The following is a 13,937-nucleotide window of genomic DNA, read 5'->3' as shown; positions in this document are numbered from 1 at the left end:
TGGTCCGAGTTTAAGTGAGGCCCTCCGGGGAATTTTCATTGAGTCATCGGATCGAGGACGCTCGCTCGCTGGCTAGATATGGCGCGATGCGCCCTGACAAAACGGAGCCGTGACCCAGACCTAGCGTCTATCGCCCACGCCCAGTGCAGGCCTGAGGCCCTAGGGCATGCATAGGGCTTGCTGGGCCACGAAGTGTGTGCCTAGCGCGATTCGGCTCGCGGCACCACTCCCAGGGGTAACTCTGCCGCCGCCTGTGGCGACTGCCATCGTGAACGTAGATGCGTTGCGGGCGCGGCTGACGCGAAGTCCGCCGACCTCGCTCCGGTCATCAAAGAGCTACAGGCGGCCGAGAAAACGAGTCTGAGGGCCATTGCCGCCGGATTCAATGACGCAGGTATCCCGAGTGCGCGCGGCGGGAAATGGTCGTCACCGCACTAATGCGGATGCTGGAGCGCCTTGATCCCTTTCGCGAAGGGGAAGCGGCGGCGGCGAGTCATCGAGACCCCGCCACATGGCGGAGATATTCCAAAGAGCATTGATAGCAGAGTCATGGACCACATTGGCGGCGGAGGCCAAGGCAAAGTTGCGTTCGACAGAGCTTACCCTTCAGTGACTCAGAAACGACCGCTGGTGAGTCATTTTCCGATGGCTAGGTGGGTAGCTATGCAGGACCGAATGCTTGTTACAAGCGGTCATCGGCAAATTACTGGGCGAGGTCGTTCTGCGCGCAGTTCGCCTGCGGATGCCGCAGCTCTCATACTCGCGGTGGTGGCGACGCCCCTATCAGGTCCGGGAGTCAAGGAGACCGCTCTTCACTATGAAAGATATTCTCGCCTCGTCGCAAAAGACGAAGGAGGAGAGCCTGCCAATTGGCGATTGAAGCGGTTACGCGAACTCGTTCCCGGTCGCACGCTGGGTGAAGCGCTTACGGCAGTTATCGAGGCGATCGTGGACGAGCCTAGGCAGGCTTGCGATCTCTTCGAACAAGCGCTGCCAAATTCGGCGGGTACATGGACTGAATTCAGCATCGCTATTGAGCTTGAGGCACCTATGCCGACCGCGAGCATTCGCATCTCAGCGCAGCAGCGGAAGGAGACGACACTCGAGCATCCGGGACGTCCGCCAATTTCAATAGCTGATGTCGTCGCCGAGTTTTCCGCCCACGTGCACTATGGCCCCACCTATGAGTCGGCACGGGACTATCTGGAAACTCTGCCTGAGCTAGCTCCGGGAGCGCGACGTGGTTCCGATCTTACGCAAATACGACGATTCACCCACAACACTTTGAAGCCTGTGGCCGATCTGTTTTCGGTTCGAGACAAATAGAATGAAACGCGAAGTGCACTATCCGGAAGGCTGTTGGCCGATGGAGATGACTTCAGGGACGGCCGCAGCGTATTGCGACGAGCCGTCTTCGACGCGTTCCTCGATAAGGTTCGCAAAGGAATCTATTCGGCGCCGGCTTGCACGCCCCATTGCCGCGACAAGTGGCATAAGCACAAACTAAATATGGATATCGCACGCCGACACAATTTGCGGTGGACAAGTGCCCCTGTTACCGAAGATGCGGCAGACTTGATCGCATGAAGACTTGCAAACCACTTGGATGGCCGAAACTAATGGTGGCGAAGCGCCTGAATCATGGCGCCGTCGCGTACTACTGGGATATCCCGACTTGGGCAAAAGCCAAAGGTTGCCCTTTCAAATCAGAGGCTCTCGGCAGCGATTATGCCTCGGCAAAGACACTCTGCGACACCGTTCTCAATCCCCAATTTGACGATTGGCGAACGGGAGCTGGCATCAAGCCATCCTTGCCGAGTGCGCGAACAGGTAGCTTCGATTGGATGATCTCGGTTTACAAGCAAGCTCCGCAGTACAAGAAGCTCTATGAAGGCCACAAAAATGATGTCGATTGGCTTCTTAGCCTCGCATCGAAGCATCCACTGAAAGACGGCCGATGCTTTGGCGCCCTCCACCTTTCGAGCATCAATCCGGGCGCCGCCGATCTCCTTTATTCAAAGCTACGGACTAAGCCGGATGGTTCCGAGCGCACGCGCACTGCCAAGGGAGTTATGGTTGCAACTAGACGCGCTTGGTCGGTTGCTTATCGATCCCAACCGACCGTTGTGCCCGCTCAGAATCCATTCTCTAAGATGGAGATTTCTTACTCGGCGAAGCGTACTCGCCCTGTCACCTACCCGGAACTTCTGAAGTTCGTTGAAGCTGCGGACAACTCCGGCATGGCTTCGATTGGCACTGCGGCGCTGATCGCGTTCCACTGGCTCCAACGTCAGGTCGATATTCTAAATCGTCTCAGTTGGAGTCATTACAAGCCGGCCGATGCGCCACACTGCGTCAGGATCTTCCATCACAAAACAAAGGTTTTGTTCGACCTGCCGCTTTACGATGAGGATGGCACTCCGCTTTTTCCGGAGCTGACGTCGCGATTGGACAACACTCCGCGCTTGGGCACGCTCATCGTGACGCGCGAAACACTCGATCGAACTCGCAAAATCCATCTCCCGTGGCAGGCGGATTACTTCCGCCATAGCATCGCGAAAATCAGACAGCTCGCGGGCATAGATGAGAACGTGAAGTTTATGGGCATCCGGCACGGCGGTAATGTCGAGGGGGCCAATGCTGGTCTGACGGAAGCCCAACTGCGCTCTCTGAGCGGCCACAAGAATGCGGGCACCATGATTCGGTACGCGCAAGAGACACCTGACCAACAGCGTGCAGGCGCCCGCAAGCGTCTTGAAGCGCGAACAAAGAAGGGGAATTTGTCGGAATAAGAGGAGCAAAGGTTGTCGGAATGACAACGCTTCAATCCTCTAAGTGCTTGATTTGCTTGGTGGGCGCACCAGGGCTCGAACCTGGGACCCGCTGATTAAGAGTCAGCGGCTCCATCCCGTGATGTTGCGTCGGTGATCCGCCGACCCGGGGGATGGATCATTGAGAGGTCCCTCTTTTCGGAACTCCAATCGTGGCCCTGAGCTAGACTACTTCGAAGCTGGCGTCGATCCGACTCCCCTTTTGCTCCTTTGAAGTAAACGGAATTTGTTCGAGGCGTTCCGATAGCCGCGAAAGATCCGATTTTGCTCGAAGAGTATTTGATCATTCGGGTCCAATCATCTTGTCCGCTCATCGTCGCGCTTGTAATCGCGCACGTCGTCATTACCGCCCTGCTCTGCCTCGCGGCGCCGTGTATTGGCAAGCTCCGAAAGCTCGTTCTTCAGCGCATGCCGACGGGTTTCGACGGTAGGCATGTCGTCGACGAATTGCCGAACTTGGCGAGCTAACTCGTGATCTGCTGCCGCTCCAGAGCGCTGCAGCTCAGCGGCATAGTCGAGATATCGCCGTCGGATCGCGTCCTGGCGTGACTTAATCTGTTCGTCCCAAGGGTGTTTGGCAGTCCTGCCGCCCCTCACTTCCGAAAGCACCTCCTTTCGGGCGAGCCGATCGACATCAGGCGTGGTCTTTCGCATGCGCATAGCGAGGACCGCTCCGCGATCGGCCTTTCGAACGCGTCCGCGGGTTCGCCGCGGCGTTGCCTCCGCCGCGATCCCGCGAAGCCGGAGTTCAGCAGCAAACCGTTCGCGCCAGGCCTGAAGATCCGCCTTGCGAGGGTTGAGGCGCTTGCCGTCATTACCTTGGGACCGAACGGTCAAGTGTACGTGGGGATGCTTGTCATCGAGATGCTGGACGAAAACGTAGGCGTGATTGCCATCGAACGTCTCGATGGCAAAAGCCCGGGCTGAATCCTTGACTGCGACGGCATCGGTGCCGGCTGGCATCGACAGAATGATGTTGATCGAAAGCGATGCATCACGACGGCGCTTGTCGTCGAGACCGGCATCATCCTCCCAGCGCTGCTGCAAATCTTTCAATCCGGAACGACCCGCCAGTGTCGCGCCCTGCTCTGTTTCCGCATCGAGGTCGCCGTTTCGCGTGATGTATGCGAGATGCGATTTGAGATGCGCCACGCCCTTGGTGCGACCGGTGATCTTGACCATCACCTCTGGTGCGCGGCGCACGATGCGTTCGAGCTTTGCACGCATCGCCGGCGTAAGGCGGCCAGGAACGGCCGGATCGGGGATGTCCCACTCGGCCCGTCGTGGGCGCCGATTGGGCGTTTCCCAAACATACGAGATCGGGGGAAGTTCGGAGGCCAGGTCAGTCGGCCGCGTCGAGTAGCGTCGACTCATCGCCGTCCATCCCAATAGTCCGCATTTCCGTGCAGCGCACTACGTAGTTGCGCGAGTTCCGCTTCGATGACCAATTTGGCCTCTTGAATTACGGACAGATCCGGCTCAACCGCCCTGCCCTGCAGCACACTGGTGTTTGCGGCCCGCGCGATCTGGTTGATGTTGCCGCCGATCCGGTTGAGCTCGCGAACGATCGCGCGAAGCGCCTCGTGCTCGTTCGGGGAATGCTGCACTGGCGACCCCAGCCGCGAGCGCACCAGCGCGACGATCCAACCGGTTCGCGTCATCCCACGGTGATGTGAAATTTCCGCGAGCTGCCGCATCTCGCTGTCGCGAAATCTCACCGTCACCTTCTCCGGTCGTCCGACTGGCAATGCCGAGATACGCGGCCCTGGTGCAGCTAGTGCATCAGCAATGAGACGTCGCAACAGCGCGGATTTCCCGCCCTGGGTAGCTGCAAGAACTGAGAACTCCGCCGCGACTTCGTCGGAGATGCGAAGCGAGATCAGAGCCATGCACTCCAACCCCAATCGCGATGTAATACATCGCTGGCGCGAAGCCTATCCTGCACTAGAAAGCAAAAAAATTTGCCCCTTGATGTTGGTTCAAACCAACACTCTCCGCATTCAGCGCCCGCCAGGGTAAAGCGATCGAGGGCCCCTGCTCTCTGTGCCGAATTCTGCTCGCGGCGGTCACTTGGCGGATTAGGCATCGCAAATACCGATCCGCCGGCAAAAGCTCTAACTGACACCGGGACTGTGGGCCGCGACTTTCCAGCAGCCTGCGGCCTCTCTACGGCGCTGTGGGGAGGGCGTTCGGCCTTCGGCTGCCGCGCTAACGCGCCACCCTTCGGATGGGAAAGTCGCTCCGCCGGCGCACACCGATAGTCTGCCGCCGCGGCAGCGAAAGTGTCGAACGAGTTCATCTCGACAGGATCTCCTCGATTGTAAGCGCCGATGCTGGAACTTCTTCTTCGTGGTCCGCGCCGTCGACCAACACCACAGCGTGACGGGAGCCTTGGGTCGCGAGCCGATCGACAACAAGCTGACCGAGCCGGTTCTGGTATCTAACCCTGATTGCCAGCGATGCTGCCGACCTCGATTGCGAAACGACGCGGGTTTTTGGCGGCTGATCCTCAGTTGCCGCTTCGCGGTCGTTCACACCGTTGCGCGGGAGCACTGCTTCCGGGAGGAGATCGGATTTTTCGGATCGAGGTCGTCCAGCAGGCAAGTCATTCCGGGGAATGGCGCCGCCGGCTTGCGCGCGCACGTCCCGGGCCAGCTGCCGAGCCTGCGCGTCCGTAAAGCTCTCCTGCCTTGCACATAGCCGTTCGATCTCGTCAGGATGCGTGCGCCAAGCCTGGTAGAGTTCATAAAGAGCACGGATCGAACTGCCCTCAAGTCGCGCCCGAAGGAATTCCGGCATGCTTTGAACCGAGGCGTAACGCGACACCCAGTCTCTTGGCTTGCCTAGCTTGCGCGAGATCTCCGCCTGGGTATCGCCGGCATCCAATCGGTCTGCGATGAACCTCGCGATCTCAGGCGCGCGCAGATCATCGCGCTGGATATTCTCGATCATCTGAGCGTATCGGTCTAGCAAATCGACGTCTTGAATGAACGCGGGCTTTTCACGCAGCCCGGCGCGCTGCGCGGCGCGATACCGGCGCGCGCCCATGGCGATGACGTAGCGTCCATCTTCACTAGAACGGCGAAGCATGATGGGTTGCAGTACGCCATGTTCGGCAATCGATTGGGAGAGCTCCTCCAATTCCTGTTCGCTGAAGGTGCGGCGTGGTTGATCGGGGTCTTCGTCAATGCAGTCAATCGCGACCAGGAGCGGCCGCCCGGTTGCGTCGCCAGGGTTTGCCGCGACATCGACGAGCTCCTTGAAGCTGAGATCAAGCGTCATTCGTCGTCTCCTGATCGAGCCGTTCCACGATCTTCGCGAGAACCGCACGGATTTCCCGACCGGCTTCTTGCGCCGAGCGACGCTTCAAGCTCCACACCGGCACCCGCTCCGCAACGGCTTCGGCATAGCCGTCCCGTGCAACGATCTGGCCTGGGAACACGTACTTGCCCGCTTCGCGCAACAACTGCTCCAAGTGTGTTCGTTGACGCGGCGACTTGGTATTAAAGTTTGACGGCAGCAGGCCGAGGAATCGCGTGTCCTGACGACCGTAGCGTCGTTGCACACCGATCACGGTCTGCATCAGCGCTCTGACGCCCTTTACGGAATAATCTTCCAGGTAAATCGGCGCCAACACATGCGAAGCGGCGACCAAGCAAGCGACGCTGCGAAGGCCAAGCGATGGCGGGGTGTCGATCACGCAAACATCGAACCGGTTGGCGGCATGGGCGAGATTCTGCTGCAGGGTCATGACAGCTGCAGCATTGCCGCGATCGATATCCGTCAATGAGCTGTCGGCCGGCGCCAGTGTGATGCCGTTGTTTTCCCCAGCGACAAAACGGGTCGCCGGCCTGAAGAGGTCGGCCGCCGCAATCGACCCTGTATGCTGCTTGAGCGTGTCGGTCGCGTTGCCCTGCGCATCGACATCGATCATCAGAACCCGGCGGCCCGCTTCCGCCATGAACCAGGCCAGATGCACGGCAAGCGTCGTCTTGCCGACGCCGCCCTTTTGGTTGTTTATGACGATCGTGTTCACCGGGTCGACCTTGGTGCAACCATCTGCGCCCGTTTCATCCATGTTCCTCCAGACCGTGCTTCGCCTACCGGCTCAGTCCTGATTTGACCGGCCTCTTCAACCTGGGTGTTGGTTTGAACCAACGCCCACTGCGAACCAGCACGCGGCAGAATCCTGAAAGCCAGGCACAAAATCCCCTGCCAGAAGAGTCAGGTGGGCCGAGCCACATAGGAACGAGGCGCTCAGTCGAAATGAGTTCGCGTCGATTGGGCAGACGCACACCGGAGTTGAAGCAAGACAACGAAAACCAAATGCGTAGCCGTGTTGGTTCAAACCAACAAGTTCTGAGGCAGCGCCACCTCGCAATCTCCGCATGGTGTGGGAAGACGAGACGGAGCCGGCGCCCACCAAACCTGGACGACGGTAAGAACCGCGCGGCGCCCTCGGGCGCAAATACGGCATCAACCTGGTGATGCTCTACCAGTTGATCGGCAAGATGCGCGAAGCCTATGGCGGCCGCGATGCGACGAGCAAATGGTTCGAAAGCGGCGTCCTGGATCTCGTTCTCGGCGATCAATGATCCCGAGACAGCGGACTATATGTCGAAGCGCTGAGGCGACACGACCGTGGAGGTCGATCAGCTCAGCCAGTCCTCGCAAATGTCGGCTTCGTCGCGGACACGATCGAAGCAACTCGCCCGCCGCCCGCTGATCATGCCGCACGAAGTGCTGCGCATGCGAACCGACGAACCGATCATCTTCACGGCCGGCAATCCGCCGCTGCGATGCGGCCGCGCCATCTGGTTCCGACGCGCCGACATGCAGGCGTGTGTCGGTGAAAACAGGTTCTACCGGAAACAAGGCTCCGGGACTTGATTGACGCTCGAAAGATGTGTCCACGGCCTGCGAGAGGATCGTCACGCGCATGCGCGGAGGCCGCGTGCGGGCTCCGGGAGCGCCGTGTTGGCGGCGCGAGTAGAGCCGTCCCCGAATGGGCTCGCCCTATGCCCTCGGAGCGGTTATCGCGAGGAAGATGGTTCCGGGAAATTGGCGCGCAGGTACTCGGTCGGCTCCTCCGCCGTCGCGAACGAAGCGAGTTCAAGCATCTCCTCGTCAGGCCGCTGCGGCTGCCGGACCACCGTCACCCGTCCTTCGTCAAGACAGGTACAGGGCTGCTCGCGGAACCGCAGCCATTCGGCCCGCTTGGCTTCGGCCAATGCGCAGGCACCATCGTAGTCATCCGCAATGCCGAGATGGGTCGAGCGGTCCCATGCTCCGCCGTTCAGGCACCGAACCTCGATGCAACCATCCGGACGGGTGAGGCCGTAGGGACGATCCCACCATTGATCGAGCTGTGCCTTGCTCCGCGCTTCGTTCGGCGTCGCGTCAAAGGCCTTGGGCAGTTTCGGGTCGAGTGGAATCCGGCTCGGCATGGCGTGTCCTCTGATCGGACGGAAAAATGCCAGAGAACGGGCCAGAATGGGAGCTGAATCTGGCCAGGCCGGCACGCCAAATGGCTCATACTCGGGGCTCGCCGGCGTCGCATCGCGCGTGCACCTGCAATCGGCCTATCGGGAAAATGAATCGATCGCCCTTGTTCGATACAACAATCCAATTGGACACCGATTCCGGATGACCCGAAAATCGCTGCATGCCTCAGCTTCCGCCGGACCCTGTCCATCTTCGTCGTATCGACGCAGCCCGCAATATGCGGCGGTTCTACCTGCTGTCCTTACAGCCAACATTGTTCGGTGACGTGGCGGTGGTCCGCAACTGGAGTCGGATCAGCACGAACGGTCAGACGATGATGCAAACCTTCGACGACAGCGCGAGAGCCGACGAGGCGTTTGACCGGCTCAAGCGAACAAAGCGACGCCGGGGCTATGCCCCGGCAGTGGAAAACCGCTGATCGGCGGGCGATGCGTCGCCGGACGTGGTTGGCTGGTTGCGTTGCCGGATCAACTTGGCGAGTTGCGTTTCGAGCGCCTTGCGTTCCGCGGGGCTGAACATGCAGTCGCGCAGCTCGGCGCGCAGTTCCTCGATGTTGTCGACCGTCATGAGCTTCTCTCCGTTAAGGGAAGAAAGGCCCCGCCTCGCGGCGGAGCCTTGTTTGGGAGGCTCAGTCCCGGTTCGGGCGTGACCAGATCATCTGGAGGCCTTCCTCGCCCTCCACCTCGATGAGGGTGGCGTAGATCGGAGCGGGGAAGCTCGGATCGTCGAGCTTGACGGAGAGGTAGTCGCGCTCGGTGTCCTTGGCGGTCTTCTGCCAGGCCGCACCTAACTCGACGTTGCCGGAGTAGATGCGGAAGTGCGGACCCTTGTCGGAGGGCGTCTCGACGCGGACGAACTTGGCCTTGACGTTGAGGTTGAGGGTCTTGATGGCGCCGGAGAAGCCGTTGTCCGTGGCGGTGAAGTTGCCGATGGTAGCCATTGTCTCATTCCTTTTGTTTTCTCGGGCCGCGCCCATCGCGACCTCGATGGCGGTCGTGAGACCGGAGGCGATCGACCCGCACCCGAAGGGCCGAAACGAAGTGGAGGGCGGCCGGCAGCGACTTTCTTGTCTCGCGAGGAATGGCGCGCAGCGCCAGGGGAAGAAAGTCGAAGACGGCCGTTGCGGGGACAAGATCGAGGGCCGCGCAGCGGGACCTTCCTTCGGTCAGACCAGCCGTAATCGAGGACGCAGATGGGCTGCCCGTCGTGAAACAGTTGGACTGAAGACAGGCCCTCGGCAACATCACGTCGCGCGGTCACGAGCACGGGCGACAAGATCCGATGTCCTGGCGAGGCCGGCTGAAGACCGCATATCCCCGCGCAAAGGGGTCCGGGGCAGCAGCAGATGCGAGTCGGAGTTCGCCGCCGCCGCAAGGTCGACAAACGACACCCGCCGCCGAACTTGTTCTGCGCAGACATCCTGCCTCTGCTGCATCGATGCTGCGATCTTCGATGAGGGCAACAGCGTCCACGATCCGGCCGGAGCATTGCGGACGATAGCTCCGGAGATTTGCGCCGCGAGGCCGGGCGCGCTCGGTTGGCACGTGCGGACGGAGTGCGTGACCCAAACTGGACCAAAACGGAGTCGAAGCGCCGTGCCACCGGATGTGGCGATCACGCTACGCCCGGGTGGCAGACGCCACACTGCTTTCGCACTCGTTCGGCCATAGATCGAGCCGGCCACCGTCAGCATCCGTCGAGCGGATCGGCCTCTCCAGCGGCGCGCAGGAGCGATGCAGAAAGACCTGACCGCGGACACCGCAGCGCCCGAGCGAAGCGCACGATCGGCATCGACGGCGTCGGTCCCGGCTTCGGGATCGTGATCGCGGATGTGTCGTGAAACGGACAGCCGATGGACGCGCTCTTCAGCCGGATCGGAGAAGGCAACATCGTCTGCTCGCGCCGAACGACATCGCTGCGCGGCCGGGTTCACCCGTCGCTCACGCTCGTCGCCTTTCGTGGCGCTGGGAGTGGATCTGCGACATCAGGATAGGCCCAAGAGAAAATTCTCCGACCTCCGCTTTCCGCGTCAGCCCGCGCAAGTAGCCGCCAGCTGATCTGATCGTCGTGCCACGCTGCAGGATGCAGGCGACGACGACCGCCGCTTGCATTTCACCCAAAACGGTTTGCGCCTCCTCCCAGGCGCTCGGGCTGATCCCCAGCATTGATCTCACAACGGCCGCGGTGGCAAGGAAATCGCGCCAGTTCGAAATTCCACCCTTGGCATAATCGGCGATGTCCGGGCATGCACTCAGGACCATTCCCAACGGATACGAACTCTCGGCGACTCGCGATGGTTGAGGTTTTGGCTCAGCTCTCGCCGCCCTGCCTTCTGGAAGGCTAGGTTCAAGATCAATAGGAGCATCTGGATTTGAATTCTGTATGTGGCGCTCAGAATGGGACTCATTGGCGCTCGGATTCTTGGATTTGATATGTGCTTCCAGAAGATTGAGCACATCGTCAGCAAGTTGCGACAGCTCATCGGCGATCGGCTCGAGCTGCTGGCGCGTGGCTGTGCGCGGAATCTGAGCGACCATTGTGCGGAAGGCGGCATGCACCTCCTGCCAATCGGCAGGCCCCTGCCCTGCCCTTCGCGTCGGGACGCCTTCCTCGATGCCGGTTGCAATCATCTTCGCGATGTCGCGCCGGCACAGCGTGATCCGCTCACGCACCAGCTTGAGTGCACGGGCTTCCGCTTCGATATCGGCCGCCAGGCTCTCGAACTCTTCCGAGCGTACGACCAGCGGTGAAAGATCGAAGCCGAAGGCGAGCTCGATTTCGCCGGCATCGTCCTTCCGCGCATACCGCTTCCCATTTGGACTGTCGCGCCGAACGATCAGTCCCGCGTCGACCAGCACTGCGAGGTGGCGCCGCAGCGTCGATGCCGGCATGCCGTGCGCCCGCCGACTGAGCTGATGGTTCGACGGAAAGACGATCAGATCATCCTCTCCTGTGAGCGCGGTCTCAGGATGGAAGGTCAGGAGCGCGTTTAACACCGAGAGCGAGCGCTCCGATACGCCAAGGCGCGGCCGGGCCGTGCAGATGGCGTGGAAGATCTTCCATTTGTGGACGATCTTTTCGGGAGGGCGTTCGGTTGCGACCATTTGGCTTGCCACATGGGCAAGCGTCAGCGATCGCCGCCCGAAGGGCGTCGTTGGAGAGTGTGACTGCATGTCTTTGCCTCAGCCGGGCAAAGAAAACCTGCTCGCCGAAACGACGACAAAATCGCGTAGAAACTCTTGACTGCGATTCGCGAAAGTGATTCTCTGTCAGTCGCCAAACTTGAAGAGAAGGGCTTCCGGAACTCCGTTTCGGGGGCCTTTTTCTTTTGCCTTGTCTGCTCCTGGTTCGGGTTTACGGGACGTGGCCGTCAGGCCTCGCTAGTTTCCTGACCGCCGCTCGTTTTGGAAAACGCATCGAACAGGGCCGGGATTTGGTCGACAAGAAATGCCGCAAATGTCGCCGAGACATTCTTGTCGAGGGTGAGCTTCAATTCGCGCTCCTCGTGACGCACCTGCGCAATCTTGTCGCCGGATGCGGAAAAGACCGGTTTCTCTTCCGATCGCTTCGATGTCCCTGCGGAAGATGGACGATTTGCTGCTGAGAATGCTGCAACGAATCGAGCGTCGGTTTCTCGCTCTGCAAATTTGGATTCGGCGATCGCCGCTCTGACTCGTTTGAGCGCCGCGGCATCCTTGATCAATTCAGAGAATGACTGCCAGCGGCCGCGGCCAACTTTCGGAGCCTTCCCGATTGCTTGAATTACATCGGTTGGGACCGACCGGGCCACGGCAAGAAGTTTCGAGGCCTCCGCTCGATCAATCGACAACGCATCCTGCACGACTGATCGGCTATGCCCGGCATCTTCGATATGCATCGCGAAGGTGGCGCGCTCAATGAAGCTCAGATCTTCGCGTGGTGCGTTCTCGAGTCCTTGCGCCACGACAAGCGCTTCATCTGACAGCGCACGCAGGATCGCTTTGACCGAAATACCTAGTTCGCGTGTAGCGCGGACGCGGCGATGACCATACGCACTCTGATAGCGTCCTTTTGCTTCAGGATGCTCCCGAACGAGAATGGGCACCTCTTGACCACGCTGTGCGATGGACTGCTTAAGTGCCTCGAACGAACTATCATCCTGATCGCGAAACCTGTCGGCCAGCGGGGACGGATCGATAAGCGCGGGGTCGATTTCAAGGATCATCGCCCCGGATGCGATTCTTTCGCGAAGCTCCTCGTTCTCTTTCTCGACTTCGGAGAAAGAGTCTTTCAACGAGCGGACCGAGCCCGACGAGACCCGCGGCAGGGCACCGGGCATGTTGTCAGCTGACAACGCAGTTGATTGCGGGGCCGTGAAAAGGCTCTTGATGGTGTCAGTACGTTTGCTCATCGACCCCACACCTTCTTGAGAAGTTGCGCGATTTCGGCGTTGACCGCGTCGACCGATTCCAATGCCCGGTCGTAGGCGCCCCGCCCTACGGCGCCGCGCTCCAGCTCATAAAGTGATTGCTTGGTGAGACCAGCATTGGCGATTGCGGTCGATTTCCACACGGTGGCCTGCAGCACATCCGATCCAAAAAGGGTCCGGAGGAGAGCCACGATTTGAGCTTCGGGCACGTCATTGGGATCGTGACGCGTGATGACGTACCGGATGAAATCGTGATCGAGTCGCCCGCCAGCTTCCTCGATGACGGACATGAGGTCCGACGTCATGAGGAGAAATTGGCTCATGGATGCGACATCGACCATCTGCGGGTGGATGGTCACGAGCATTGCGGTCGCCGCGTTCAGCGCGCCCATGGTCAGGTAACCGAGTTGGGGTGGGCAGTCGATGACAACGACGTCATAGTCGTCTGCAACTTGGTCGATGGCGCTGGCGATGCGGCGAAAGAACAGGTCGTGGCCGCGTTCACGCCGCTCGACCATTGCTCGGGGCGTGGTGTGCTCGAACTCCATAAGCTCGAGATTGCCTGGCACGAGGCCTATCCCGTCAAAATAGGTCGGTCGGACAACCTCGTGCATTGGCCGCCGGTGTTCGTCATATCGAATGGCGCCGTAGAGGGTTTCGTTCGCTGCGATGTCGAACTCGGGTTGATACCCGAACATTGCTGACAACGAAGCCTGCGGATCGAGGTCAATCGCGAGGACGCGAAAGCCGGCAAGGGCGAGGTATTGCGAAAGATACAATGCCGTCGTCGTCTTGGCGGAGCCGCCTTTGAAGTTCGCAACCGTGATGATTTGGAGCTTGTCGCCTGGGCGCCTGCGCGGCAGAAATTCCAGTGCTTCGCGAGGCCGTGCGGTGGCTAGATACCCGCGCAACTCATGAATCTGAGCCAGGGTATAAGATCGCCGGCCGCCGATTCCCGTTGTTGGGCTCGGTCCAAGTCCGTCGAGAGAAAGTTGTCGAAGATACCCATCGGAAACGCCCGCAATTCGGGCGACTTCCCCAGAGGTGAACGAGCGCAGAGACTTGCTCGCCGAAGGCGGGAAAAGCGTCGTCGCAAGTGAGCGAAGCTGGCCGGAAAGAATGGCGGCATGCCGAGCGATCCGCGCGGACGTAGTCTCGCTCATCGTGACCGAATCTTCCGCTAAGCTATCCAT

The 13,937-nt window shown here is 60.2% G+C and carries 13 protein-coding genes and 1 pseudogene; 4 read left to right on the top strand and 10 right to left on the bottom strand.

Going from position 1 to position 13,937, the window contains the following annotated elements; translation table 11 throughout:
• The first annotated feature begins 675 nt into the window (after positions 1–675).
• Both QA640_RS43820 and QA640_RS43815 read left to right on the top strand, forming a co-directional pair.
• On the top strand, positions 676–1,326 hold the full coding sequence (locus QA640_RS43820) for a hypothetical protein (RefSeq protein WP_283043553.1): 651 nt from the start codon (positions 676–678) through the stop codon (positions 1,324–1,326).
• 293 nt (positions 1,327–1,619) lie between these two features.
• Positions 1,620–2,792 carry a hypothetical protein gene (locus QA640_RS43815; protein WP_283043552.1) on the top strand — a complete coding sequence of 391 codons (1,173 nt, stop codon included), beginning with the start codon at positions 1,620–1,622 and terminating at the stop codon, positions 2,790–2,792.
• Between the two features lie 336 nt (positions 2,793–3,128).
• Here the strand turns inward: QA640_RS43815 and QA640_RS43810 are convergent, their stop codons facing one another.
• The 4 genes from QA640_RS43810 to QA640_RS43795 form a co-directional block, all read right to left on the bottom strand.
• On the bottom strand, positions 3,129–4,205 hold the full coding sequence (locus QA640_RS43810) for a relaxase/mobilization nuclease domain-containing protein (RefSeq protein ID WP_283043551.1): 1,077 nt from the start codon (positions 4,203–4,205) through the stop codon (positions 3,129–3,131).
• Entirely contained in the window at positions 4,202–4,528 is a 327-nt protein-coding gene (locus QA640_RS43805; RefSeq protein WP_283043550.1) for a MobC family plasmid mobilization relaxosome protein, read from the bottom strand. The genes QA640_RS43810 and QA640_RS43805 overlap by 4 nt, the downstream gene beginning before the upstream one ends.
• A 598-nt stretch (positions 4,529–5,126) precedes the next feature.
• A complete protein-coding gene (locus QA640_RS43800) occupies positions 5,127–6,113 on the bottom strand; it encodes a ParB/RepB/Spo0J family partition protein (protein WP_283043549.1) in 987 nt (328 codons plus the stop codon).
• Positions 6,103–6,909, bottom strand: coding sequence for a ParA family protein (locus QA640_RS43795; RefSeq protein WP_283043548.1), 807 nt, complete (start codon positions 6,907–6,909; stop codon positions 6,103–6,105). The genes QA640_RS43800 and QA640_RS43795 overlap by 11 nt, the downstream gene beginning before the upstream one ends.
• 382 nt (positions 6,910–7,291) lie before the next feature.
• On the opposite strand from QA640_RS43795, the pseudogene QA640_RS43790 reads away from it, so the two are divergent.
• Positions 7,292–7,721: pseudogene (locus QA640_RS43790) on the top strand (type IV secretory system conjugative DNA transfer family protein); the annotation flags it as partial.
• A 143-nt stretch (positions 7,722–7,864) separates the two neighbouring features.
• On the opposite strand, the gene QA640_RS43785 reads toward QA640_RS43790, so the two are convergent.
• The gene (locus QA640_RS43785) at positions 7,865–8,278 is read right to left on the bottom strand and encodes a hypothetical protein (RefSeq protein WP_283043547.1); all 414 of its coding nucleotides are present in this window, start codon (positions 8,276–8,278) and stop codon (positions 7,865–7,867) included.
• Between the two features lie 218 nt (positions 8,279–8,496).
• On the opposite strand from QA640_RS43785, the gene QA640_RS43780 reads away from it, so the two are divergent.
• Positions 8,497–8,754, top strand: a complete 258-nt coding sequence (locus QA640_RS43780; protein ID WP_283043546.1) for a WGR domain-containing protein — start codon at positions 8,497–8,499, stop codon at positions 8,752–8,754.
• On the opposite strand, the gene QA640_RS43775 is transcribed toward QA640_RS43780, so the two are convergent.
• From QA640_RS43775 to repA, 5 genes are all read right to left on the bottom strand, one after another.
• Positions 8,727–8,903 (bottom strand): hypothetical protein, encoded by a 177-nt coding sequence (locus QA640_RS43775; RefSeq protein ID WP_283043545.1) that lies wholly within the window; start codon positions 8,901–8,903, stop codon positions 8,727–8,729. The genes QA640_RS43780 and QA640_RS43775 overlap by 28 nt on opposite strands.
• A 61-nt stretch (positions 8,904–8,964) precedes the next feature.
• Positions 8,965–9,276, bottom strand: a complete 312-nt coding sequence (locus QA640_RS43770) for a DUF736 domain-containing protein (protein ID WP_283043544.1) — start codon at positions 9,274–9,276, stop codon at positions 8,965–8,967.
• 1,000 nt (positions 9,277–10,276) lie between these two features.
• A complete protein-coding gene (gene repC, locus QA640_RS43760; protein WP_283043543.1) occupies positions 10,277–11,509 on the bottom strand; it encodes a plasmid replication protein RepC in 1,233 nt (410 codons plus the stop codon).
• A 197-nt stretch (positions 11,510–11,706) separates the two neighbouring features.
• Entirely contained in the window at positions 11,707–12,726 is a 1,020-nt protein-coding gene (gene repB, locus QA640_RS43755; RefSeq protein WP_283043542.1) for a plasmid partitioning protein RepB, read from the bottom strand.
• Positions 12,723–13,937 (bottom strand): plasmid partitioning protein RepA, encoded by a 1,215-nt coding sequence (repA, locus tag QA640_RS43750; protein ID WP_283043541.1) that lies wholly within the window; start codon positions 13,935–13,937, stop codon positions 12,723–12,725. The genes repB and repA overlap by 4 nt, the downstream gene beginning before the upstream one ends.

The sequence above is a fragment of the Bradyrhizobium sp. CB82 genome (genome assembly GCF_029714405.1).
Lineage (GTDB): Bacteria > Pseudomonadota > Alphaproteobacteria > Rhizobiales > Xanthobacteraceae > Bradyrhizobium.
The sequence above is the reverse complement of the archived record's forward strand: the minus strand, read 5'-3'. Positions and strand labels throughout refer to the sequence as shown.

Bases quoted from the DNA above. Each gene is read 5' to 3' on its own strand.
- QA640_RS43780 (WP_283043546.1), top strand. From the start codon at position 8,497: ATGCCTCAGCTTCCGCCGGACCCTGTCCATCTTCGTCGTATCGACGCA.
- QA640_RS43785 (WP_283043547.1), bottom strand. From the start codon at position 8,278: ATGCCGAGCCGGATTCCACTCGACCCGAAACTGCCCAAGGCCTTTGAC.
- QA640_RS43815 (WP_283043552.1), top strand. From the start codon at position 1,620: ATGGTGGCGAAGCGCCTGAATCATGGCGCCGTCGCGTACTACTGGGAT.
- QA640_RS43820 (WP_283043553.1), top strand. From the start codon at position 676: ATGCTTGTTACAAGCGGTCATCGGCAAATTACTGGGCGAGGTCGTTCT.
- QA640_RS43810 (WP_283043551.1), bottom strand. From the start codon at position 4,205: ATGAGTCGACGCTACTCGACGCGGCCGACTGACCTGGCCTCCGAACTT.
- QA640_RS43795 (WP_283043548.1), bottom strand. From the start codon at position 6,909: ATGGATGAAACGGGCGCAGATGGTTGCACCAAGGTCGACCCGGTGAAC.
- repC (WP_283043543.1), bottom strand. From the start codon at position 11,509: ATGCAGTCACACTCTCCAACGACGCCCTTCGGGCGGCGATCGCTGACG.
- QA640_RS43770 (WP_283043544.1), bottom strand. From the start codon at position 9,276: ATGGCTACCATCGGCAACTTCACCGCCACGGACAACGGCTTCTCCGGC.
- QA640_RS43775 (WP_283043545.1), bottom strand. From the start codon at position 8,903: ATGACGGTCGACAACATCGAGGAACTGCGCGCCGAGCTGCGCGACTGC.
- QA640_RS43805 (WP_283043550.1), bottom strand. From the start codon at position 4,528: ATGCGGCAGCTCGCGGAAATTTCACATCACCGTGGGATGACGCGAACC.
- repA (WP_283043541.1), bottom strand. From the start codon at position 13,937: ATGGATAGCTTAGCGGAAGATTCGGTCACGATGAGCGAGACTACGTCC.
- repB (WP_283043542.1), bottom strand. From the start codon at position 12,726: ATGAGCAAACGTACTGACACCATCAAGAGCCTTTTCACGGCCCCGCAA.
- QA640_RS43800 (WP_283043549.1), bottom strand. From the start codon at position 6,113: ATGACGCTTGATCTCAGCTTCAAGGAGCTCGTCGATGTCGCGGCAAAC.